This window comes from Escherichia sp. E4930, assembly GCF_005845405.1.
Taxonomy (GTDB): domain Bacteria; phylum Pseudomonadota; class Gammaproteobacteria; order Enterobacterales; family Enterobacteriaceae; genus Escherichia.
Map to the genome: position 1 here is coordinate 134,271 of NZ_VCDZ01000001.1, position 23,558 is coordinate 157,828.

At 49.0% G+C, this 23,558-nt stretch carries 17 protein-coding genes, 1 other RNA gene and 2 pseudogenes; 5 read left to right on the forward strand and 15 right to left on the reverse strand.

The window, feature by feature from the left end:
• A complete protein-coding gene (ppsR, locus tag FFT88_RS00705; protein WP_000368046.1) occupies nt 1-834 on the reverse strand; it encodes a posphoenolpyruvate synthetase regulatory kinase/phosphorylase PpsR in 834 nt (277 codons plus the stop codon).
• 332 nt (nt 835-1,166) lie between these two features.
• Here ppsR and ppsA point away from each other — a divergent pair, with 332 nt between their 5' ends.
• The 4 genes from ppsA (at nt 1,167) to FFT88_RS00730 (ending at nt 7,675) form a co-directional block, all read left to right on the forward strand.
• The gene (gene ppsA, locus FFT88_RS00710; protein WP_130208268.1) at nt 1,167-3,545 is read left to right on the forward strand and encodes a phosphoenolpyruvate synthase; all 2,379 of its coding nucleotides are present in this window, start codon (nt 1,167-1,169) and stop codon (nt 3,543-3,545) included.
• Between the two features lie 489 nt (nt 3,546-4,034).
• The gene (locus FFT88_RS00715) at nt 4,035-5,435 is read left to right on the forward strand and encodes an anion permease (RefSeq protein ID WP_130218907.1); all 1,401 of its coding nucleotides are present in this window, start codon (nt 4,035-4,037) and stop codon (nt 5,433-5,435) included.
• A 35-nt stretch (nt 5,436-5,470) separates the two neighbouring features.
• Nucleotides 5,471-6,919, forward strand: a complete 1,449-nt coding sequence (locus FFT88_RS00720; protein ID WP_240731048.1) for a YhcH/YjgK/YiaL family protein — start codon at nt 5,471-5,473, stop codon at nt 6,917-6,919.
• Between the two features lie 12 nt (nt 6,920-6,931).
• Complete coding sequence (locus FFT88_RS00730; RefSeq protein ID WP_130218913.1) at nt 6,932-7,675, forward strand: SDR family oxidoreductase; 744 nt, start codon at nt 6,932-6,934, stop codon at nt 7,673-7,675.
• A gap of 50 nt (nt 7,676-7,725) precedes the next feature.
• Here the strand turns inward: FFT88_RS00730 and fadK are convergent.
• The 5 genes and pseudogenes from fadK to FFT88_RS00755 form a co-directional block, all read right to left on the reverse strand.
• A pseudogene (gene fadK, locus FFT88_RS00735) lies at nt 7,726-9,364 on the reverse strand (medium-chain fatty-acid--CoA ligase).
• Between the two features lie 56 nt (nt 9,365-9,420).
• Entirely contained in the window at nt 9,421-9,714 is a 294-nt protein-coding gene (locus tag FFT88_RS00740; protein ID WP_135405833.1) for a ferredoxin family protein, read from the reverse strand.
• Nucleotides 9,711-11,000, reverse strand: coding sequence for an FAD-dependent oxidoreductase (locus FFT88_RS00745; protein ID WP_135405834.1), 1,290 nt, complete (start codon nt 10,998-11,000; stop codon nt 9,711-9,713). Before FFT88_RS00745 ends, FFT88_RS00740 begins: the two co-directional genes overlap by 4 nt.
• 54 nt (nt 11,001-11,054) lie before the next feature.
• Entirely contained in the window at nt 11,055-11,993 is a 939-nt protein-coding gene (locus FFT88_RS00750) for an electron transfer flavoprotein subunit alpha (protein WP_135405835.1), read from the reverse strand.
• A gap of 19 nt (nt 11,994-12,012) precedes the next feature.
• Nucleotides 12,013-12,777 carry an electron transfer flavoprotein gene (locus FFT88_RS00755; RefSeq protein WP_135405836.1) on the reverse strand — a complete coding sequence of 255 codons (765 nt, stop codon included), beginning with the start codon at nt 12,775-12,777 and terminating at the stop codon, nt 12,013-12,015.
• 315 nt (nt 12,778-13,092) lie between these two features.
• Between FFT88_RS00755 and FFT88_RS00760 the strand changes: the two genes are divergently transcribed.
• A complete protein-coding gene (locus FFT88_RS00760; protein ID WP_130208252.1) occupies nt 13,093-14,004 on the forward strand; it encodes an AraC family transcriptional regulator in 912 nt (303 codons plus the stop codon).
• 43 nt (nt 14,005-14,047) lie between these two features.
• On the opposite strand, the gene FFT88_RS00765 is transcribed toward FFT88_RS00760, so the two are convergent.
• From FFT88_RS00765 to ydiK, 9 genes and pseudogenes are all read right to left on the reverse strand, one after another.
• Entirely contained in the window at nt 14,048-15,199 is a 1,152-nt protein-coding gene (locus tag FFT88_RS00765) for an acyl-CoA dehydrogenase (RefSeq protein WP_135405866.1), read from the reverse strand.
• Nucleotides 15,200-15,212: 13 nt separating this feature from the next.
• Entirely contained in the window at nt 15,213-16,808 is a 1,596-nt protein-coding gene (locus FFT88_RS00770; RefSeq protein WP_135405837.1) for an acyl CoA:acetate/3-ketoacid CoA transferase, read from the reverse strand.
• 145 nt (nt 16,809-16,953) lie between these two features.
• Nucleotides 16,954-17,712, reverse strand: coding sequence for a type I 3-dehydroquinate dehydratase (gene aroD / locus FFT88_RS00775; RefSeq protein ID WP_135405838.1), 759 nt, complete (start codon nt 17,710-17,712; stop codon nt 16,954-16,956).
• Nucleotides 17,713-17,742: 30 nt separating this feature from the next.
• A complete protein-coding gene (gene ydiB, locus FFT88_RS00780) occupies nt 17,743-18,609 on the reverse strand; it encodes a quinate/shikimate dehydrogenase (RefSeq protein WP_130218929.1) in 867 nt (288 codons plus the stop codon).
• A gap of 11 nt (nt 18,610-18,620) precedes the next feature.
• A pseudogene (locus FFT88_RS00785) lies at nt 18,621-19,887 on the reverse strand (MFS transporter).
• Nucleotides 19,888-20,113: 226 nt separating this feature from the next.
• The gene (locus FFT88_RS00790; RefSeq protein ID WP_135405840.1) at nt 20,114-21,328 is read right to left on the reverse strand and encodes an MFS transporter; all 1,215 of its coding nucleotides are present in this window, start codon (nt 21,326-21,328) and stop codon (nt 20,114-20,116) included.
• Between the two features lie 97 nt (nt 21,329-21,425).
• Nucleotides 21,426-21,782, reverse strand: a complete 357-nt coding sequence (locus FFT88_RS00795) for a YdiL family protein (RefSeq protein WP_130208240.1) — start codon at nt 21,780-21,782, stop codon at nt 21,426-21,428.
• Between the two features lie 134 nt (nt 21,783-21,916).
• An RNA gene (gene rprA / locus FFT88_RS00800) (antisense sRNA RprA) lies at nt 21,917-22,024 on the reverse strand.
• 185 nt (nt 22,025-22,209) lie between these two features.
• Nucleotides 22,210-23,322: an AI-2E family transporter YdiK gene (ydiK, locus tag FFT88_RS00805; RefSeq protein ID WP_135405841.1), complete on the reverse strand. Its 1,113-nt coding sequence runs from the start codon at nt 23,320-23,322 to the stop codon at nt 22,210-22,212.
• Between the last annotated feature and the right edge of the window lie 236 nt (nt 23,323-23,558).

Genomic DNA, 23,558 nt, shown 5'->3' on the forward strand with positions numbered 1-23,558 from the left:
CTAGTACATTCGGCGGCTAAGGCCCATGATATCGAGGATCTTGGTGGCAATCTCTTCTACCGAATAATTGGTACTGTTAATCCACGGGATCTGATTTTTACGGTACAACGCTTCCACTTCCGCAACCTCCATCCGGCACTGGCGAAGCGAGGCATAGCGACTGTTCTCCCGACGCTCTTCGCGAATCGCCGCCAGACGCTCCGGGTCGATAGTCAGTCCGAACAATTTATGCTGAAGCGGCTTGAGCGACGCGGGTAGCACCAGATTATCCATGTCATCGGCAATAAAAGGGTAGTTTGCCGCACGGATACCAAACTGCATCGCCAGATACAGGCTGGTGGGGGTTTTACCACAACGAGAGACACCGAGCAGGATCACCTGAGCCTGATCCAGATTGCGCAACGAAATGCCGTCGTCATGGGCGAGGGTGTAATCAATTGCCGCAATACGCGCATCATATTTATTGAGATTATTAGGGTTCAGGCCGTGGGTACGGTGAGCAATCGGCGTCGGGTCCAGTTTCATCTCTTGCTGGAGAGGGGCAACCAGCGCCTGCACAATATCCTGGCAAAAACCTTCGCTTTGCAAAATGATGGCGCGGATTTCCGGTAGCACAATGGAGTAAAAAACCAGCGGGCGCACACCTGTCTGGTGATAAATTGCGTCAATCTGATCCTTCACCGCCCGTGCACGGCTTTCATTTTCGACAAACGGCAGCGTAATGCTGCTGATAGTAACGGGAAATTGTGACATCACTGCGTGTCCTAATACCTCCGCAGTTATAGCCGTACCATCAGAAATATAAAAAACGTGGCGATCAACAGCATTATCCATTTTGTTCTTCCCGTGATGCAGACATAATTCTATGAAAGCATAAATTAAAAACGTACAGAAGCGTAGAAGGTTATGCCTGGTTTATAAAATGAACCTTCAATTTTATATTTTATGAAAACAGTATTTCATTTTTACGCTTTCGTTTATACCGATGGTTTATGTGGAAATTACTGAAGATAGCGGATTTGCGCAACGCTGGGATCAGTCTTAAAAAGTAAAAAAATATATTTGCTTGAACGATTCACCGTTTTTTTCATCCGGTTAAATATGCAAAGATAAATGCGCAGAAATGTGTTTCTCAAACCGTTCATTTATCACAAAAGGATTGTTCGATGTCCAACAATGGCTCGTCACCGCTGGTGCTTTGGTATAACCAACTCGGCATGAATGATGTAGACAGGGTTGGGGGCAAAAATGCCTCCCTGGGTGAAATGATTACTAACCTTTCCGGAATGGGTGTTTCCGTTCCGAATGGTTTCGCCACAACCGCCGACGCGTTTAACCAGTTTCTGGACCAAAGCGGCGTAAACCAGCGCATCTATGAACTGCTGGATAAAACGGATATTGACGATGTTACCCAGCTTGCGAAAGCGGGCGCGCAAATCCGCCAGTGGATTATCGACACTCCCTTCCAGCCTGAGCTGGAAAACGCCATCCGCGAAGCCTATGCACAGCTTTCCGCCGATGACGAAAATGCCTCTTTTGCGGTGCGTTCCTCCGCCACCGCAGAAGATATGCCGGACGCCTCTTTTGCCGGTCAGCAGGAAACCTTCCTCAACGTTCAGGGTTTTGACGCCGTTCTCGTGGCAGTGAAACATGTCTTTGCTTCTCTGTTTAACGATCGCGCCATCTCTTATCGTGTGCATCAGGGTTACGATCACCGTGGCGTGGCACTCTCCGCCGGTGTTCAGCGAATGGTGCGCTCCGACCTCGCATCTTCTGGCGTGATGTTCTCCATTGATACCGAATCCGGCTTCGACCAGGTGGTGTTTATCACTTCCGCATGGGGCCTGGGTGAAATGGTGGTGCAGGGCGCGGTTAACCCGGATGAGTTTTACGTGCATAAACCGACACTGGCAGCGAATCGCCCGGCTATCGTGCGCCGCACCATGGGGTCGAAAAAAATCCGCATGGTCTACGCGCCGACCCAGGAACACGGCAAGCAGGTTAAAATTGAAGATGTACCGCAGGAACAGCGTGACATCTTCTCGCTGACCAACGAAGAAGTGCAGGAACTGGCAAAACAGGCCGTACAAATTGAGAAACACTACGGTCGCCCGATGGATATTGAGTGGGCGAAAGATGGCCACACCGGTAAATTGTTTATCGTGCAGGCGCGTCCTGAAACCGTGCGTTCTCGTGGTCAGGTGATGGAACGTTATACGCTGCATTCACAGGGTAAGATTATCGCCGAAGGCCGCGCTATCGGTCATCGCATCGGCGCGGGTCCGGTGAAAGTCATTCATGACATCAGCGAAATGAACCGCATTGAACCTGGCGACGTGCTGGTCACTGACATGACCGACCCGGACTGGGAACCGATCATGAAGAAAGCGTCCGCCATCGTCACCAACCGTGGCGGTCGTACCTGCCACGCGGCAATTATCGCTCGTGAACTGGGTATTCCGGCGGTAGTGGGCTGCGGTGATGCGACCGAACGGATGAAAGACGGTGAGAACGTCACCGTTTCTTGTGCCGAAGGCGATACCGGTTACGTCTATGCGGAGTTGCTTGAATTCAGTGTGAAAAGCTCCAGCGTGGAAACCATGCCGGACCTGCCGTTGAAAGTGATGATGAACGTCGGTAACCCGGACCGTGCTTTCGACTTCGCCTGCCTGCCGAACGAAGGTGTAGGTCTGGCGCGTCTTGAATTTATCATCAACCGCATGATTGGCGTTCACCCCCGCGCACTGCTTGAGTTTGACGATCAGGAACCACAGTTACAAAATGAAATTCGCGAGATGATGAAAGGCTTTGATTCTCCACGCGAATTTTACGTTGGCCGACTGACCGAAGGGATCGCGACGCTGGGCGCCGCGTTTTATCCGAAACGCGTGATTGTCCGTCTTTCTGATTTTAAATCCAATGAATACGCCAATCTGGTGGGTGGTGAGCGTTACGAGCCGCATGAGGAGAACCCGATGCTGGGCTTCCGTGGCGCGGGCCGCTACGTTTCTGACAGCTTCCGCGACTGCTTCGCACTGGAGTGTGAAGCGGTGAAACGTGTGCGCAACGACATGGGGCTGACCAACGTTGAGATCATGATCCCGTTCGTGCGTACCGTAGACCAGGCGAAAGCAGTGGTTGAAGAACTGGCGCGTCAGGGGCTGAAACGTGGCGAGAACGGGCTGAAAATCATCATGATGTGTGAAATTCCGTCCAACGCCTTGCTGGCAGAGCAGTTCCTGGAATATTTCGACGGCTTCTCAATTGGCTCAAACGACATGACGCAGCTGGCGCTCGGTCTGGATCGTGACTCCGGCGTGGTGTCTGAACTGTTCGATGAGCGCAACGATGCGGTGAAAGCACTGCTGTCGATGGCGATTCGTGCCGCGAAGAAACAGGGCAAATATGTCGGCATTTGCGGTCAGGGACCGTCTGACCACGAAGACTTTGCTGCATGGCTGATGGAAGAGGGGATCGATAGCCTGTCTCTGAACCCGGACACCGTGGTGCAAACCTGGTTAAGCCTGGCTGAACTGAAGAAATAAAATAAATACCCGGCGGCGTTCAGTCGCCGGGTCCATTTCTATATCCCCACCTTTTATCAACCTACTTCGGGCAAACGCGCTCGTGCAATATAAAAAGCTTCCGGGCATCATCTGAATAATTGGCTGGTGTTCTTTCTGATTTTAATTCGTTTGCGATCCTCTCCACAGAATAATTCTCGATACTGTTTTTTCTCAAAGCCGAATGTGACCACTCGTCAATTTCCTTAAGCATATGCGTAATTTTTTCGTCCAGAGTTCGTTGGATTGCACGAAGTCACTGGCGAGTCCCGTTTTTATACTGTCTTCAACCACAGCATAAAAAGGGATATGGATATGAAAAATTACCGCACCGTTATTCAGACATAAGCGCAGATTATGTAATTCAGAGAATTTATTCGAACTAAAACCGATTTTCTGATTTGTCTGGCTGTACAGAAAACAGGATAAATTCCCTCCGCGAGCGGAGGGAAACAGCTACAGGGATTGCATATGAGTTGCTATTTGAAAGTCCTGATTTGTGCGATTGTCGCACTCGCTATATGGTTTTCCCCCGTCCCTGACGGATTAACACCCTTAACCTGGCACATTCTGGCCATATTCATCACCACTGTGGTGGCGTTTATTCTGCAACCGTTGCCGGTAGGCGCTATCGCGTTAATAGCCATCAGTTTTATTATGCTGACCGGCATGATGAAAACCAGCGAAGCCTTAAAAGGTTTCAGCAGCACCACGGTATGGCTTATTGTCGCCGCATTCCTGTACGCGAAAGGATTCATCAAAACGGGGTTGGGGCGGCGTATCGCCTTTTTGCTGATTCGCGGATTTGGCGGCAGCTCGTTACGTCTGGGTTATACATTGGCGCTAAGCGATATGATTATCGCGCCCGCAACGCCATCAAACACAGCGCGAGCAGGGGGAATTTTGTTCCCGATTGTTCGCAGTGTCTCTAACAGCTTTGGATCTGAACCGGATCAAGGGCCGCGTAAAATTGGCGCTTATCTGATGCAGACGGTGTTCCATTCCAACTGTCTCTCATCCTCGATGTTTATGACGGCCAGCGCGCCAAATGCACTCATTGTATCTCTGGCGGCCAGCACCTTATTTGTCGATATCTCATGGGGGATGTGGACGCTAAGCGCACTGGTGCCGGGCATTATCGCTTTTATCACTATGCCGTTGGTCATTTACAAACTCTACCCGCCAGAGATCAAAAAGACGCCAGAAGCCAAAGCGTTGGCACAGGAAGAACTTATCAAAATGGGGCCGGTAACCCGAGATGAGCGCGTGACGATTGGCATTTTCCTGCTTTCATTATTGGCCTGGAGTACATCGAAATGGACTGGTCTGGATGCGACCGCTGTCGCGCTTTCCGGCGTCTGTTTAATGTTGATGACCCGGATTATCACCTGGCAGGATGTGCAGTCAGAGAAGGGGGCCTGGGACATTCTGGTCTGGCTGGGCGTCATGATCTGTATGGCTGATAAGCTCAATCAGCTTGGCCTGTTCAAATGGTTTGCTGTCACAACCTCGGCTCTGTTCACCGGCATTCCGTGGGAGATAACGTTGACGGTGTTGCTGATAGTTTACTGCTATTCCCACTATTTCTTTGCCGGAAGTACGCCGCATGTAGTGGCGATGTATGCCGCTTTTGGCAGCGTCTCGGTTGCTGCAGGCGCGCCGCCGATGATGGCTGCTCTGTCACTGGCGTTCGTCACTAACCTGATGAGCGGCATTTCGCATTATGGCAACGGACCCGCAGTCATCTATTACGGCGCTGGCTATGTCTCGCAACGAGAATGGTGGCGGCTGGGCTTTATCGTCATGTTGTTGAACATTGTCATCTGGTTCGGACTGGGGGCGGTGTGGTGGAAAATTCTTGGCCTATGGTAAGTGGCCTGCGGCAAACATCAATCAAGGAATAGTGTATGAACTTAAAAGATATTCAGGTGGCGATCGTCGGCAAATTAAGCGACCGCTTAATGGCTAAAGTTGAATCTACCTTCACCGCATATCGCCTGTGGGAACTGACCGACGCAGACGCTTTTTACACGCAGATCGCGCCGGATATTAAGGCGCTGGTGACCAGTGGTAATCCGGTAATGGGAGCTTCTCGGGCGCTAATTGAAAAATTTCCGAATCTGAAGATTATTGCCAGCAATGGTGTGGGCTATGACCCTATTGATATCGTGGCAGCCAGGGAGCATGGCGTTATCGTCACCAACACCCCTGGCGTGCTTAATGACTGTGTTGCAGACATTGGCATGGCGTTGTTACTCAATATTGCCCGACGTATTAACATTGCCGATCGTTATGTTCGTGGCGGTCGTTGGCCAAACGAAGGGCGTTTCCCGATGGCGACGAAAGTGAGTGGTAAACGTTGCGGAATTGTTGGTCTGGGGAACATTGGTAATGCTGTAGCCCGCCGTGCAGCAGCATTTGAAATGGAAATTCACTATTTCGACCCAAAACCGCATAACAAACCTGAATGGACGGCGCATGATTCGCTGGTTTCTCTGGCGCAAGCGGTGGACTTCCTCGTTCTGACGCTGCCAGGCGGGGTAAGTACACGCGGCGTTATCGACAAAACTGTGCTGCAGGCTCTGGGGAAAACCGGACATTTGATCAGTATTTCCCGGGGATCAGTGGTGAACGAAACCGATCTGATTGATGCTCTGCAAAATAACATCATTGCTGGTGCGGCACTGGACGTTTATGCCAACGAACCACATGTGCCAGAACAATTAATGTCGCTGGATAACGTTGTCCTGACGCCACATATCGCCAGTGGTACGAGCGAAACGTTTAATGCAATGGCAGATTTGGTTTTTGATAACTTACAGGCTTTCTTTAGCGGACAGCCAGTTATTACCCTGTTACTCAATAAGGCGGGAAATATGATTTATGGTGATATCGCGTATCTTAGTGAACAACAAAAGCGGACATTTCATCCTGTCATTGCTCGTGTCATTGAGTATCTTTCACAGCATGAGCTGAATAGTGTTCCTGTGGGGGAAAAGGTTTTTATTCAGGATGACTCAATATTTTATACCGTGGTTGAACCGATGACTAAACCACTACATGAATGCCGACCAGAAGTTCATCGTAAATATCTTGATGTCCATTTCTTAATTGCCGGAGAAGAGCGGATTTGTGTGGATTTTGATGATGGAGAAAACTCGGTTGTAGAAAGCCACCTGGGCGACCGTGACGTTATTTTTTATGCTGATGAACGTATTAATGATCGGATAATCACGTTGACACCAGGACAGTTTGTGGTGGTCTTCCCGGAAGAGGTACATCGGGCATGTTATAAAGTCGAGAACGTGGAGAAAATCAAAAAAACAGTCGTGAAAATCGACATGAGTTTATTATAGGCGGAGCTGGCTATGACAAAAATTGCCCTGGTGACAGGGGGAAGTAAAGGTATCGGCTACGCGGCAGCAAAGGCACTCTATGACATTGGATATACTGTTATTGTTGCCGCGCGTAACGAAGAAACCTTACAGCAATGTGCACAAGGTTTAGCCAAGGAACGCTTTATTCCTCTGGTTGCTGATGTCACGGATGAGTCCGCTGTCGTTGCACTATTTGCCGAGATTAAGGTTCGTTTTGGTCGACTGGATCTCTTGTTCAATAATGCGGGCAATAATAGTCCGGCAAAAAGTATTGAAGAGGTTGAGTTTACTGAGTGGACACGCGTGTTTAACGCCAATATTCACTCGACATTTTTGTGTTCGAAAGAAGCGATTAAAATCATGAAAGCGCAGCAGCCAATGGGAGGACGCATTATTAACAATGCGTCGATTTCCGCACTGACACCGCGCCTTTATACTGCGGCATACACGGCGTCGAAACATGCTGTTACCGGGTTGACCAAGGCCATTTCCCTTGATTGTCGCAAATTTAATATCGCTTGCGGGCAAATTAATATCGGCAATGCGGAAACGACATTATCGAATCGGATGCGTAAGGGCGTTTATCAGGCAGATGGCGCTATTAAAGCGGAAGATATGATGAATGTTGCTGATGTTGCAGCAGCCATTCAGATGATGGCCCAGTTGCCAGTAACCACGAATGTGCTGGAAATAACGATTATGGCAAATAATATGCCATATGTCGGACGTGGTTAATCGGGATTGAATAAAGCACCTTGCGTATAAGGTGCTTTATTATTTATGAATTATGCCTCAACGCATGTTTGTTCCAGCCGTTGAAGAATATCTTTGCGTAACAAAATTTTGTATTTTACCGGAGGCCGTGCGCGGCAGTTTTTCGATCACCACGATATGTTCAGGGTATTTATATTTCGCGACCCGCTTACGGCTAAAAAAAGCCACCACGTCTTCCAGCGATAATGAATGATGCGGTGCTTTCAGCACGACATAGGCACATGAACGTTCACCTAAGCGTTCATCGGGCATTGCAACCACACAAGCATCGTGAATTTTAGGATGCTGCAATAGAATATCTTCCACTTCACGGCTGCTAATATTTTCGCCGCCGCGGACAATAATATCTTTCTTGCGTCCGGTAATTTTTATATAGCCAGCCTCATCCATGCGGCAGAGATCGCCACTGTAATACCAGCCTTCTTCATCCAGCGCACGGGCGGTTAATTCAGGTTCATCAAAATACCCCATAAACACATTGGGGCCACGCGAGGCTTCTTCACCTTCGCAACCTGGCGGTAAGGTCTTGCGTGCGTCATCGACCACTTTAATTTCCACGCCTGCGGCAGCGTAACCATCGGTGTGCATAAAGCGCGACAAAGGATCGTCGAGATTCACCACTGCATGTGGCGAGCTTTCTGTGGAACCATAAACGCTTAATAATTTAATGCCGCGCTGCTGGCATTCACGCGCCACTTTTTTGGGGATCGTGGTGCCGCCGCAAAGAAAGAAACGCAGCGCAGAAAGGTCGGCAGGCTGTTTCTCTAGTAGATTCAAAAGGTCATAAACAAACGGCGTTGCGCCGAGCATACAGGTGCAACGTTGTTGCTCAAGCAGCGAGAGACAGGCTTCCGGGGTAAAAATATCTAACAACACGCTGCGAGCACCAATCAAAAATGGTGCTGTTACGCCATGCAGAAAGCCCGTTGCGTGACCGAGTGGTGCAGGCATCATAAAGACATCCAGCCAGGTCAGGTTAAGCCGTGCACAATAAGCCCGTTCGCTGGCAAGAATATTATTATGCGTTAGCATCACGCCCTTTGGCATGCCCTCAGTTCCGGAGGTAAATAGCACCGCCGCTAATTCATCGCCGTGGACCGATGTTGCGGCGGCCAGCGGGGGATTGTTGGCAACAATCTGACTTAACGAGAGAGACGAGGTGGCGGGGGCCAGCTTATCCACGCCGACAATTTGTTGTAGTTGTGGAAGCTGATTTTGCAGCGGCAGGATTAAATCTACCGGACGCGTTTGTTTAAACAATGTCGGTGCAAAAAACATTTTTGCCTGACACTTATTGAGCACCCACACCAGTTCAGCTTCTCTCCAGGAAGGCAACAACGGCACGGAAACCGCACCGGTTTTCAGGCAGGCAAGATAGATAACGGTAAATTCACACCAGCCAGGCAATTGAAAAGCGATACGATCGCCCGATTCAATACCGTTAGCCAGTAACCAGCTTGCCAGACAGTTCGCGGCGTGATCGAGTGCGCCATAGGTGTACGATTCGCCATGATTATCGACCACGGCTATTTTGTCTGGCATCGCGCATGCAGTCTGCTGCCAGTAATCGGCCAGCGAAGCATCGCCCCATAACCCTTGCTGACGATACACCGCACGACGTTGTTCGTTGAACGTTAATGTCACTTTCATTTTGAACTCTCGAAACAGAACGTCAGGCCCGAGATGCGGGCCTGTGGGATGCATGATTAGCCGTAGCGAAAATCAATACCGAAGGTGCCTGCGGGATATTGCCATTGTTCGAGAATAGTGTTGCCGCACAGCACCCGACAGGTGCCGCACTCCAGACAACCGGCAGAATCAAAATGAATGTTTCCTGCGTCATCCTGCTTATACAGTCCGGCAGGGCAAGCTTTCATTAATTTACGGAATTCATTGATGTCGGGATTTTCCGCCAAAATGATATGCGGGTGGCCCTCATCAACATGGAATTTGTTGACGCCTAATTTGACGTCAACGTTGACCGTAGCGTTCTGGCTCATAGCGCGGTTGCTCCCTTAATGCCATCTTTCAGCAGATTAATCAGCCCGATTTTCTTCGCATGTCCGAGAATCATTTTTCGTACCGGCTGGTTTGGTTTGCCGTCAATAGTGAACATATCGTTCATGATATCGGCGACCATGCGCGGATACTGACTAAACAGGCGCGGGTTTTCCATCAGCGCCGGGATCTTGCGAAAATGCTGCATATCACGCATGACACAGCTTTGTTCCAGCTCGTGCTTGTATTGCGCCAGACTGCTGGTGGAGAAATCCGCGCGTTCTTTGGCGGCAATCACCGTTGTGGCAGCCGCCTGGGCCGATGCGATGGCTAAATCCATTCCGCGAACCGTAAAGCCCAGATTGAGGCAGAAGCCGGCGGCGTCACCGACGATCATCACACCATCGTTAACCAGTTGCGGCACCATTGCCAGACCGCCTTCCGGCACCATATGCGCGGAATATTCAAGCAACTTGCCGCCGCTAATCAGCGGGCGAATGGCGGGGTGCTGTTTAAAATCCTCCAGCATTTGCGGCACGCTTTTTTGCGCATGGGCGATATCACCCAATCCACAAACCAGACCCAACGATACGGAATCGTGATTGGTATAGATGAATCCGCCGCCCATCAGGCCGTCAGAAGGGGAACCGGCAAACAGCCAGGCGGCACCTTCGTCGTCAGTAACGTTAAAGCGATCGTTGATTTGCTCCGGCGTGAGGCCAATGACTTCTTTAACGCCAACAGCGTAATGATGCGGTTCGGAGGCGGGAACCATTCCCAGCGAACGGCCAAGCATTGAATTAACGCCATCAGCCAGAATCACCACATTGGCTTCGAGAATATCATCCCCGGCCTGCACGCCTGTGACCTTGTTTCCTTCACGAACCAACGCATCGACGCGAACGCCCGGGATAAACTGCGCACCCGCCTGTTCGGCTTGTTCCATCAACCACGGGTCGAGACGATTGCGCAATACGGTATAAGACGCGTGTTGCGGAACATCTGGCTGCTCGCGGTGAAAATCGAGGGTAACGGCGCTTTCTTCGGTTAAGAAGGAGATTTTCTCGCGTGTGACTTTGCGTTCTACCGGCGCTGATGCAGCAAAGCCGGGAATGATCGCTTCAAGCGTGTGGGCATAAAGACGCCCGCCGGTCATATTTTTACATCCGGCACTGTCGCCGCGTTCTATCACCAGGACATCCAGTCCGGCTCGCGCCATGACCAATGCGGCAACGCTACCGGCAACGCCCGCACCGACCACAATGGCATCAAATTTGTCATCCGACATGCGTTATGCTCCCTTCCCGCTGCGTTTACAGCGGGAGATGTGGTTGAAAGGGAATTAGTGACTCAACTGGCTAATCAGGGCAGGGACGACTTTGTAGATATCGCCCACCAGACCGTAGTCGGCATAGTTGAAGATTGGCGCGTTTTTATCTTTATTGATGGCGACAATCACTTTTGCGCCATTGCCGCCAACCATATGTTGGATCTGCCCGGAGATCCCCAGCGTCAGGTAGAGATCGGATTTCAGCAACACGCCGGAGACACCAATATAACGTTCACGCTCCATCCAGTTCTCGCCTTCGGCAATCGGGCGTGAACAACCGACTTCAGCATTGAGTGCCGCTGCCAGTTCGTGAACCATTTTCAGGTCATCCTGCGCTGCCAGACCACGACCGACGCCAACCACGCGTTTTGCTTTGCTCAGGTCCACGCTGCTTGCCGCTTTCGCACGGCGTTCGCGACTAAGAATTTCATGACGCGGAGCAAGGTAAGGCACAGTTTCAATCGGACACTGATGCGAGGCGTCACTGGTGCAAGGTTCCTGAACACCGGGCGCAAGGGTAATGATCGCCAGCGGGCTATTGATCTTTTCCTGGGCGAACGCCAGCCCGCCATACATACGGTGCTCGGCGTAAACGTGACCATCGACCACATCAACCGCAGTGGCATCGTTCACCAGCGCCGCATTCAGTTGCACACTTAACCGTGCAGCCAGCGCTTTACCGCGTTTTGTCGCGGCCAGCAGCAACATAGAAGTGTGTTTATCTTTCAGCAGGGCAGCAATGCTTTCAGCGTAATTTTCAGTGCGTTGCAGTGCATCGTTTTGCTCAAGAACATAAATACATTTTGGACCATAAGGCATAACAGCCTGTGCCTGGTTGGTATTTTGTACAATGGCATACACCTGTTGGCCCCATTGTTGCGCGCCGCCAAACAGTTCGGCATAACGTTCAGGATTATCGCTAAAGACCCAGACGTTGTTTAATTGACTCATCGTTTCTTCTCCGTTGGCTTTAGTTCAGGGCTTTCTTCAGATGTTCCGCCAGCTCGGCAATGGCTTCCGGCGAATCGTTATCGAGAATGATGTGTTTGCGTTCTGTTTGCGGCGGTACGCGAACGCCGATCAGTTCAGCAAGCGGCGTGGCCTGGCTCCAGCCGATATCACTCGCCTGCCACTGATGTACCGTTTTTTTGCCCGCGCCGAGAATGGCTTTCATCGATGGAATGCGTGGCACGTTAATATCGGACGTGACGCACAGCACGGCTGGAACAGCGAGTTCGATCACTTCAACTTCATCTTCAAGAGTGCGTTCAACTATCAGCGTATTCCCCTGACGCTGAATGGCACTCACCGCGTTGATCACCGGAAGTTGCAACATTTCTCCCACCAGCAGGCCAACCTGTTGGGCATAGAGATCGCCAGAACCTTCACCGAAGATCAGTAAATCGAAGCCGATCTTTTCTGCCGCCGCGGCCAGGGCCTTAGCCGTATCAAGGGGGAGTGCATGCTCAAGCTGGGCATCCTGCACCATATACAGACAGTGCGGTCCGCGGGATAACACGTCTTTACGCACTTTTGAGTTCTGCAACAATGAACCGCCAACAGTCAGCGCGGCTATCTCATCGTCATCTGTTGCAAGCTGGCTTGCAGCTTCAATGGCATTGAGATCGAACTGGCTGATTTTGGCGTCGGCATTGTCGAAATTGAGGGTGTACTCGGGAGTGACAACAATGTCCTGTTCTTCAGGCACCAGCTTAAAGCAGGTTATTATTTTCATGATTTCTCCTGTGGGTCGCATACGGAACCATCTCCGATGGAAGGTAAAAATGGCCTGAAAATAGTGTGCGATAGCAGGGCGGGGTTTTCGACGGAGCAATCTGTTTTCCTTGCCAACAATCTTGCAAAAAAAATGCGATCGCTAAAACAAAAGCGAAATGTACAGAAATATTCTTCTGTGCTGGGCGTACTATCTTGCATTCAATGTAAATAATCTTGTTTAGCTCTCGCTAAATGCGGTTGTATAACCGCAATACACGCCGTATTTTATCCGGCATATATTGTTTTTGCTTGCTCATAGAATAGGGAGGTTGTCATGTATCAACGCTGTTTTGATAATGCCAGCGAAACGCTGTTTGTCGCCGGTAAAACGCCACGACTTTCGCGCTTTGCGTTTAGTGACGATCCTAAATGGGAGTCGGGACATCACGTTCATGACAATGAAACCGAGCTGATTTATGTTAAGAAAGGGGTGGCAAGGTTTACCATTGATTCTTCGCTCTATGTGGCACATGCCGATGACATTGTGGTGATAGAACGTGGCAGACTGCACGCGGTAGCTTCAGATGCTAACGACCCGGCAACGACCTGTACCTGTGCGCTATACGGTTTTCAGTTTCAGGGCGCAGAAGAAAATCAGTTACTGCAACCGCATTCCTGTCCGGTAATTGCCGCAGGGCAGGGAAAAGAGGTCATCAAAACGCTTTTTAATGAATTAAGTGTGATTTTACCGCAAAGTAAAAATGGCAACACCTCTTCAGTGTGGGATGCATTTTCCTATACGTTAGCGATTCTCTATTACGAAAACTTTAAAAATGCCTATCGTTCGGAGCAGGGATATATTAAAAAAGATGTCCTGATAAAAGATATTCTCTTTTATCTTAATAATAATTACCGCGAAAAAATCACTTTAGAACAGTTATCGAAAAAATTTCGTGCCAGCGTCAGTTATATTTGTCATGAATTTACTAAAGAGTATCGAATTTCTCCCATTAACTACGTCATTCAACGGCGTATGACGGAAGCGAAATGGTTGCTGACCAATACCGATTTGTCGCAGGCAGAAATCTCCTGGCGCGTGGGTTATGAAAATGTCGATCATTTTGCCAAACTGTTTTTGCGCCATGTTGGCTGTTCTCCCAGTGATTACCGCAAACAATTTAAAAATTGTTTTGCGGAACAAGAAATCTTATCTGAATTTTCTGAACCTGTAAGTCTTGCCGGATAAATCTGGCGGCGCAGTTTTTGTCAGAAGCTGCGCCGCCTGAAGATTATTTATTCTGGTAATCTTTCAGGATCTGCCGACCTGCAACGTAAATCATAATCTCGTCAGTACCACCGCCAATCCGTTCACAGCGCACATCACGCCAGAAGCGGGAGACGCGCGCCTCATCGGTGTAGCCCAGACCGCCCATGATTTGAATCGCATCGTCAATGACTTCCATCGCAGTACGCGCGCAGTACAGTTTTGCCAGCGCCGCGCTGGTGCGCAGTGACTGATGCTGATCAGCTTGCCATGCCACTTTCAGAACCATATTGCGCATGTTGTCGATCTTAATCGCCATCAGTGCCAGCTTTTCCTGGATCATCTGGTTATGACCAATTGGCTTACCAAAAGCGATACGCTGGTTGGCATAGCGGGCGGCATCTTCGAATGCGCATTCGGCAAAGCCAGTGCTGCGCGCGGCGTTGATCAGGCGCTCCATCTCAAAGTTGTACATCACATTGAGGAAACCCATTCCTTCTTCGCCTACCATGTCGCTCTCTTCAACTTCCACGTTGTCGAGATAAACTTCGCAGGTGCTAAGCATATGCCAGCCGATTTTATGCAGCGGATTGATCTTAATGCCGGGCTTACTGGACTCAACCCACCACAGGGTGAAGGCTTTTTTCGGATCTTTCGGTTCCGGATCGCGCGCCAACACCAGCATATACGGGTACTCTTTCGCACCGGTAATAAAGGTTTTCTGTCCGTTGATGTAAACCTTGCCATTTTTACGCGTGTAAGTGGTGGTGGCGCTGTTGTTATCTGAGCCAGCACCGGGTTCCGTCAACGCCAGGGCATAGGCGGGGTCGCCGGTTTCCAGGGTGCTTTCTGCCGTTTTACGTAGCTGCTCCTCAGAACCGAAACGGCGCATGCTGTGAATACACTGACCGTTGGTAATCAAAAACGCCGGAGCACCGCATTTTGACACTTCCATCAGCGCCAGCATCTGGGTGACGTAATCCGCAGGGATGCCGCCGAACTCTTCCGGCACGCCAAGCATAGAAATGCCGTTATCCGCCAGCGCCCGCATAAACTCACGCGGATATGTCCCGTTTTGATCGCAGGTGCGGAAATACTCTTCCGGAAAGCTAGTTGTAATCAGTTCGCGAATACTGGCCAGCAGCAGTTCTTGTTCTTCAGTTAAAGAAAAATCCATCATTATACTCCTGTTAATGAGCCGCTTCAGGCAGGACAAAACCCATCGCCGCATCGATAAATAATCTTTCGTCCATCATTTTCAGTTCTGGCGAAATCACTGGGGTGAAATCCATTTTGTCGAGAATATCTTTTTGTAAATCGACGCCAGGCGCGATTTCGATTAAATGCAGGCCGTCTTCTTTCAGGGTGAATACAGCACGTTCGGTGATGTAACGAACATCCAGTCCCCGTTCGAGCGCGATTTTTCCGCTAAAAGTAATTTCCGGTAGTTCACGGATAAATTTATTTACCCGTCCTTCCTGGACGATATTTAATTTACCATCGGCAATTTCTGTTTTTAAACTGCCCGCAGTTAACGTGCCGCAGAAAATGATTTTCTTCGAGGTGGCACTGATATCAATAAATCCACCGGTACCCATGATTTTGCCATTGAATTTATGCACACCGACGTTACCGTGCTGGTCGACTTCGGCAAAACTCAAATAACAGACATCCAGACCACCGCCGTGGTAAAAATCGAACTGGGAAGTCATATCCAGAATGGCGCGGGTATTCACGTTCGCGCCAAAGGCGATACCTTGCGAAGTAATACCGCCAATTGGGCCTGTTTCCACCGTCAGAATAAAGTCATCAGCACAACCTTCTTCCCGGGCGACCAGGCCAATACCGTCGGCAATACCGACACCAACATTCCCCACAGCACCTTTGCGCATTTCAAACAATGCGCGCCGCGCGACTAATTTACGCTGATTAAGAGGCAAGCTAAGTTGGGTACTGTCATCCAGGGTGAAGTCACCAGAAATAAAACGATTAACTGGCGCACCGCCATACAGTTGGGTTTGGTCCGGATCGACCACCACAATATCGATAAGATAACCTGGAATACGGACAGCTTTAGGATGCAGCGTGGCTTTCTTAACCATCTTCTGCACCTGCATCATCACGATACCACCGTTATTGTGCACCGCCTGGGCAATAACCAATGCGTCGAGATACATCACTTCATCTTCAAAGGTGGCGTAGCCTTCGCTGTCGCAGGTGGTGGCACGAATAAAGGCAATATCTGGCGCGATCGCTTTGTAATAGAGATATTCTTTATTATCAAACTCGACCAGTTTAATCAGATCTTCTTTAGTCACTTCATTCAGTTTGCCGCCTTGCTGGCGAGGGTCGACAAACGTTCCGATACCAATATCGCTAATAATTCCTGGCTGGTGGGCAGCAGCAGCGCGCAATGTTTGAGTGAGCACACCTTGTGGATAGTTATAGGCAACAATTTTATTTTGTTCTGCGAGTTCAGAAATACGCGGTGATTGTCCCCAATGGCCGCATAATGCCCATTTCACCAGGCCTTCTTGCGCCAGCGGACTAATACCCCGATCGGCGCGATCGCCAAGCCCTGTAGGGCTAATAATCGATAAATTACGCGGCGTCTGGGTTTGTTTATATTTATCAGCAAGTGCGGTAATTAATGTGGTGGCTTCCAGAATACCGCCACCTGCACCTAATACACAAAGTGTTGCTTCGTCGGGAATATAACTTACCGCTTCCTGTGCCGACAGGACCGGCACGCGTCCATTAATACGAGGTGGTTTTACAGGTTTCATTATTTTTTCCTGATTCAGGTATGGATTTATCTGTGCGAGAATTAAAAATAGCGCACAGATACCCACAGAATATTTTTATCAAATACTCTTTAAAAATATTTTTTTAATACGGCGGGGAAGGTTACTCCCGCCGGTACGTTATTTATTACGCCTGGTGCAAAATAGTTAATACTGTGCGCAAATCATTCACCGATATTTGCCCAGGCGCAGAGGCTTTTTTTACTGCGCCAAAGGTTGCCGCCGAACCAAATACTTCACCAGCCAGACGGGAAATTACGCCAGTTTTTGCCATCGACATCGTGATGATTGGACGATCGGCATACTGCTCCTGCATCTCCAGGGTAGCGGCAAGCAACGTCAGGACATCGCTGGTGCTTTGCGGCATCAACGCAATTTTAGGAATATCGGCGTCGAAGGACTGCATTTTACGCAAACGGGCAATAATCTCTTCGGCTTCCGGCGTTTTATGGAAGTCATGGTTGGACATGACAACCTTCACATCATGCGCATGTGCATAGGCGACGGTTTCTTTAACCTGATCATCGCCGGTAAATAACTCCAGATCGATCATATCGACCAGACCGCTGTCGATGGCTGCGCGATTGAGTGCAATATAAGCCTCAGTGGAAATCGCCTGCTCGCCGCCTTCTTTAGCGCTACGGAAGGTAAACAGCAGCGGTTTTTCTGGCATTACCTCACGGAGGATTTTTGCCGCGGCCATGACAGACCCCACGCTGGAGAGGTCGGCAATGTGGTCCACACGCCATTCCAGAATATCAAAGTCCGCTTCACGATAGGCGAGAGCTTCAGATTTCACGCTGGCGATATCCTTTGCCATCAGCGAGACGATGATTTTTGGTGCGCCCGTGCCAATGACGAGATCTTTTACTGTTACGGTTTTCATTTTTTACCCTTTCTGCACGCGGTCAGCCTGTCAGGCGCCGAACCCCATGACCTGTTTAACGTATTCCAGAGGGAAATCTTTGCCAGTCCATAACGTGAACTGTTCAGCCCCTTGCCACAACAACATGCCGTATCCATCAATCGTTTTGCAACCTGCTTGTTGCGCCTGCTGCAATAACTTCGTCATATGCGGGTTATACACGCATTCAGTGACCAGCAGTCCTGGATGTAACATACTGACATCGTTAACTAATGATTCATTTTCAAGAGGCTTCATACCCACTTTTGTGCCGTTGGTTAAAATGTCGGCGGAAGCCAGGGCTTCAGCAAAGGCTTGCTGATCGGCGAGATCGGTCACGGTGACGACACAATCGGTGTTTTCGTTGACCCGTTGTGCGAAGGCGAGGGCTTTATCGAAGAATTCATCCCGACGGTTGAAGATTTTAATCTCTTTTAAACCTTCAATCGCGCCTTGCGCGCCAATCGCCGTTGAGGCACCACCGGCACCTAGCAGCACCATCGTTTTGCCTTTGATATCAAAACCGCTCTCTTTAATGGCGCGAATATGGCCCGTGCCGTCGGTGTTATAGCCGCGCAGGTAGCCGTCATCATTGACGATGGTATTGATAGCGCCAACCAGTTTGGCCGCTGGTGTTAATTCATCAACATATTCACACGCCAGTTGTTTGTTAGGCATCGACACACCGGTTCCGCGCATTTTTAAGGCTTTTAAGCCTTCAATTGCGCCGGCAAAGCTATCGTTATCCACTTCAAAGGCCATATAGGTAAATGGCAATCCCGCTTTTTCTAAGGCTTTGTTTTGCATTTCAGGCGATAAACTGTGGCGGATAGGATAGGCCATCAGGCCAATCAATTCGTATTTAGCGGTAACATCCATAATTAACTCCTCTAATTTCTTTGCTTAATTGTGTTTAACCGGGGTGCTAAGATTGCGTTCGCCAAACCGGACATCATTTTCAGGAATAATGAAAACGCGGTAATAGCGGATGAAAACAATAATTGCGGTAATCAGGGCCAGAAGCGCGAAAGTAAAATCGAGAACGATGATGTATTGCAGGCCGATATTTGACAGATAACCGGTAATCAGCGGAATAACAAAATTGGCCAGACCACCCATCATCATATAAATACTGGTGACTTTGGCTTTGCTTTTTGGAAAAAACTCGGACATGACTGAAACGCCAAGCTGTAAAATACCGCCAGCAGCAGAAAAACCGATGACAAAAGCCCCTGCATTACACACCAGTGGAGAAGGGTACAGATAAATGATAGCGGCGGTTACCGTTGCCAGCGCTGAGTTAAACACGTTAGCCCAGATGGGACGTACCATTTTTTTCAATAGTGCGGCAAAAATAAAGACACAGACCAGCGAACCCATACTGTAATAAGAGATAGTTTTTAATGCCTCGGATTCCGACATACCGGCAAATGCCATCGCATATTTGGGCATCCACACGACAATTACATAAAAGGTCGAGAACGCGGCAACACCGAACAGTACTGATGAAACACCTTCCAGCCAGACTAACGGTTTACTGTTCATTTGCGGTAGTTCACCAGCTACGCTGGCATCCACCAACTGACCTGGGAATTTGCTTTTCAATAGCATCAGCGTGATCAGCACAAACAGGATGCCTGGAATAATAAGCCCATAACCGTACCAGATGTTATTCAACAGCATATAACTCACCAGCATCGGATAGAGCATTTGGCCGAACGATATCATCGCCTTAACCAATATTACGGCTGAACCCGAGGCTTTCGGGAAGCATTCCATCAACGCCGGATATCCACCGGTATCCAGGGCTGAGTTGGCGATACCAACGCACACAGCCAGACCGTAAGCGAGAGCTAAACTTGGGCAGGCCGGAATACCAAAGAAAAACAGCATATACATGGCAACGGCCATGAATATTACTGCTCGTCGACCAAATTTATCGGAGATTACACCGAAGAATAAAATACTTATCAGACGGCCCAGACCGATACCAGAAATTAAATAGGCGATACCGGCGTTATCGGTAGAAAACTTTTCTGCCAGAGATGACATGTTTTGTGCAAGCGTAATAACACTAATGCCATGTAGGAAATAGCTGAAGTATACACAAAGGACAGCCAGGATAAATGGCGTGCTGAAAGCCTTATTTTGAGACATTTTCACAGCTCCTTGCTGAAAGATAATTTTGTTACCGTCCGTGTTGTATTTCGACGGTTTTCATAATCACTATACTGAAGATGATTTTCTCTGGGTACATGGCATAAAGTTTATGTTTCCAGGAATATTGCATGTGATAGTTTGTTTTTGATCGCGATTTTCCTTAATTAGCGCAGAAAGAGTAATTTATCCGTAAGATCTTGCATGACCTGAAAAGAATATTGCATTACCCGCCCGTAGCAACATTCTCCTTTAATGATGGATGTTGTGCTTCTTTTCGACTGCGTACGCCAATAAACAGCGCCAGTAAAAAGCCGATAGCAGCGATGGCGGTATCGAACCACATAATATCGGCAATACTTCTTTGCGAAAGATGAGCCGTAATCAACGGAATGGTAAATGTTGCAATGCTGCCCGCACTGTAATAGATCCCCGTTGCTTTTCCTTTGGCATGGGGAAAACGTTCCGCCATTAACGTCAGGCCAATTTGTACAACACCACCTGCGGAGGTAAAACCGATGACGAAAGCAAATATTATCACCACATAAAATGTGGGATGCAGGCAGACGGTGAGCAGGGCGATAAATGAGATAAAAGTGTACAGCATCAACAATGTTGTTGAGTGAACGGTTTTACGAATGAGTGGAGCAGTAATAAATACACACAGCAGCGAACCCACGGTATAGATACTGAGTAATTTGATCGACATGGTGTATGACATGCCAGCGACAAATTGCCCGTATTGTGCCAGCCACTGGCTAACCAGATAAAAGGTTGCCATTGAAATATAGCCATAGAGGGTGTAACTGGCTAAATCAATAATTGAGCAGCGATGCCCCGCGGAAGTGGTCGCTTTCTTTACCACAGGCAAGCGACGGCCCGGATGTGGTGGAAAGGTACAGCGATATAAAAACAGACCGTTAACGATCATAATCGCCGCGGCAATCATAAAAGGCCAACCGAACCACAGTTCAGCCCACACTAACAGGCTGATAATTAGCGGCAATAAAAATTGCCCGCTGGAGACAAAGGCTTTAATTAAAATATTGGCTGTACCCGGTGAATGAGGAAAGGCTTCCATCAAACTGGGATAGGTACCAGCATCGAGAAAACTGTTCGCCATGCCCGCCAGGAAACCAAAAGCATAAGCAATAATGATGTTATTGGTGTGCAGGATGCCAAAAAAGAAGGCCATATAGCAGCACATACCCAGAATAATAAAAGGGCGGCGACCAAAACGATCGGATAATAATCCTGCAAAAAGCAAGACACTCAATCGTCCTATACCTAATGATGAAATAACAATCGAAACGCCTGCGGCATTGGTCTGCCAGAGCGTCTCCAGCGAGGCCATATTTAAAGTCATCAAAATGACACCCATACCATGCACCAGGTAATTGAGATACAACCCAAGCGCGGTAGGGAGGTAGGGATTTTTCATAAGATCTACTTAGCAATATTGCTTAAAAAGTTGCTGTTGTTATGTCAGCATCCGTTTATTATTTTTGTCATGACGTCCGTTGTATCCCGTTAAAATATCAACACAGGCGTTCCAGATCGTGCGCATATAATTCAGCTGCGACAGACTGGTAAATCTTCCAGTCAATAAAATTACCTTCAGGGTAGATATGTTGAAATGCGATTAAATTGGGGAAAAAACGCATGGTGTTGTTGCCGATGCGGTTGTTTATTTTTTCTATGATGGCGTGAAGATGCCTTTTTCTTTGCTGGCGCATTGCCAGCAGTTTTTCAACTATCTCGTCAGGAATATCCGTTTTTCCTTTCTCCCATTGTTGCCAGCTTTCACTGTCGCCCGTCAGGGCAATCCAGGTCGCGCATTCATCAATGGTCATGGCAAAAATATGGCGTAGTGCCTGGAGTTCATAAGCGTTCATCGTGTAATGGCTGCATGAAAAAAAGAATAAAATATAAATAACATTATCAGCCTGCTTACGGCTTGAAGAGAGTCACAGTATCTTGTGCAACATTATTGGAAAGAACGAGAGGCGGGGTAATGAAGCAAAAAATGTTAAAAAAAAGCCCATCGTGGGAGATGGGCAAAGACTACACACAGCAATTCGTTGTTTCACTCAGGGGATTTCCATGCTTATAAATCAATATGTTGATTTATAACCGTGAGCTAATAGTAGGCATACGGACTTTTTGCGTCGATCAGATTCGTCTCATTAGTTTAAAAACTGTAAAGGATTTGCGACAGATACTGCCAGCTGAATGGCGGTAAGCAGGAAAATACGGACTGGAGGAATGAAATATCAATTAGCAGTGATTAACAATCAGGCGGCAGAGCCGCCTGATGAGAAATTACTTATTCGGTTTCTCGATTTCGCCCAGCTCTTCGAGAATTTCCTCTGGTTGGTCAGTCGGCGGCGGGACTTCTTCAACCCACGCAGCAAACAGACGCCAGGAAACAGCCAGTAGTACCGGACCAATAAACAGACCGATCATACCGAAAGCAATCAAACCACCAATAACCCCGGAGAGGATCAGAATCAGCGGTAAATCTGCGCCCATGCGAATTAGCATTGGGCGGATGACGTTATCCAGAGTGCCAACCACACCGCTCCACACTAACAATACCGTTCCCCAGGTGGTATCGCCGGTCCAGTAGAGCCAGATAATCGCCGGAATCAACACTGGCAGCGGACCTAGCTGAACGAGGCAGGAGAGGATCATTAATACCGTTAGCAGCGTGGCGTAAGGCACACCAGAAACGGCCAGACCGATACCGCCAAGCACTGCCTGCACTAACGCAGTCACCACAACGCCCAGCGCCACTGCGCGGATAGCCTGCGCCGCCAGCAGTACAGCAGCATCACCGCGAGCACCAGCCAGACGGGTCGCAAAATGGCGAATACCTTGCGCCACCTGTTCACCGCGCCAGTACAATAGGGCGCTGAAGAGCAGCATCAAGGCACAATGCACCATAAAGCGCCCGATATGCGCGGCTTGCCCGACGAACCAGGTGGTGGTGGTGCCAATATAAGGACGGACTTTCGCCATAATTGCCGTGCCGCCCATATCCAGCAAATTGTGCCAGCCTGCGTACAGCTTCGCGCCAATCACCGGAATGGTATTAAGCCACGCTAAATCCGGTAATGTCATATCTCCACTGGAGATGGCCTTAATTAACGGGCCACTGCCGTCGACGATACTGTTAACCAGTAAGGCGATAGGGATGATAAACACCATCACCAGGAGCAACGTCATTACCAGAACGGCGAGAGAGCGACGGCCAAACATGATCTTTTGCAAACGTAACAATACCGGCCAGGTGGCGATAACCACCGTACCGGCCCATGCGAAGCCGAGAATAAAGGGTTGAACGATCCACAGACATGCCACAATCATGATGGCTAAAAACAGCACCGAAAGCAGAATTTGTGCGACATCCCTGGGCTGACGAACATTTACCATAACTACTTTTCACCTTTTTTGTGCGTCAAATCGTCGACGCGACGTGAACACGCGAAACTCACCTGCATAATGATGAGCAATTTCAGCGGTTTTTAACAGGCCGATTCTGCCCTTAATTCTGATGGGCGTGTTAGAAAAAAATGTGGTACAACAACTCAGGCAACACGCAAACGATTTACTCGTCGTATTTCAAGTTGCATGTGCAGCGGCTACGTTCGTTCACCCCAGTCACTTAC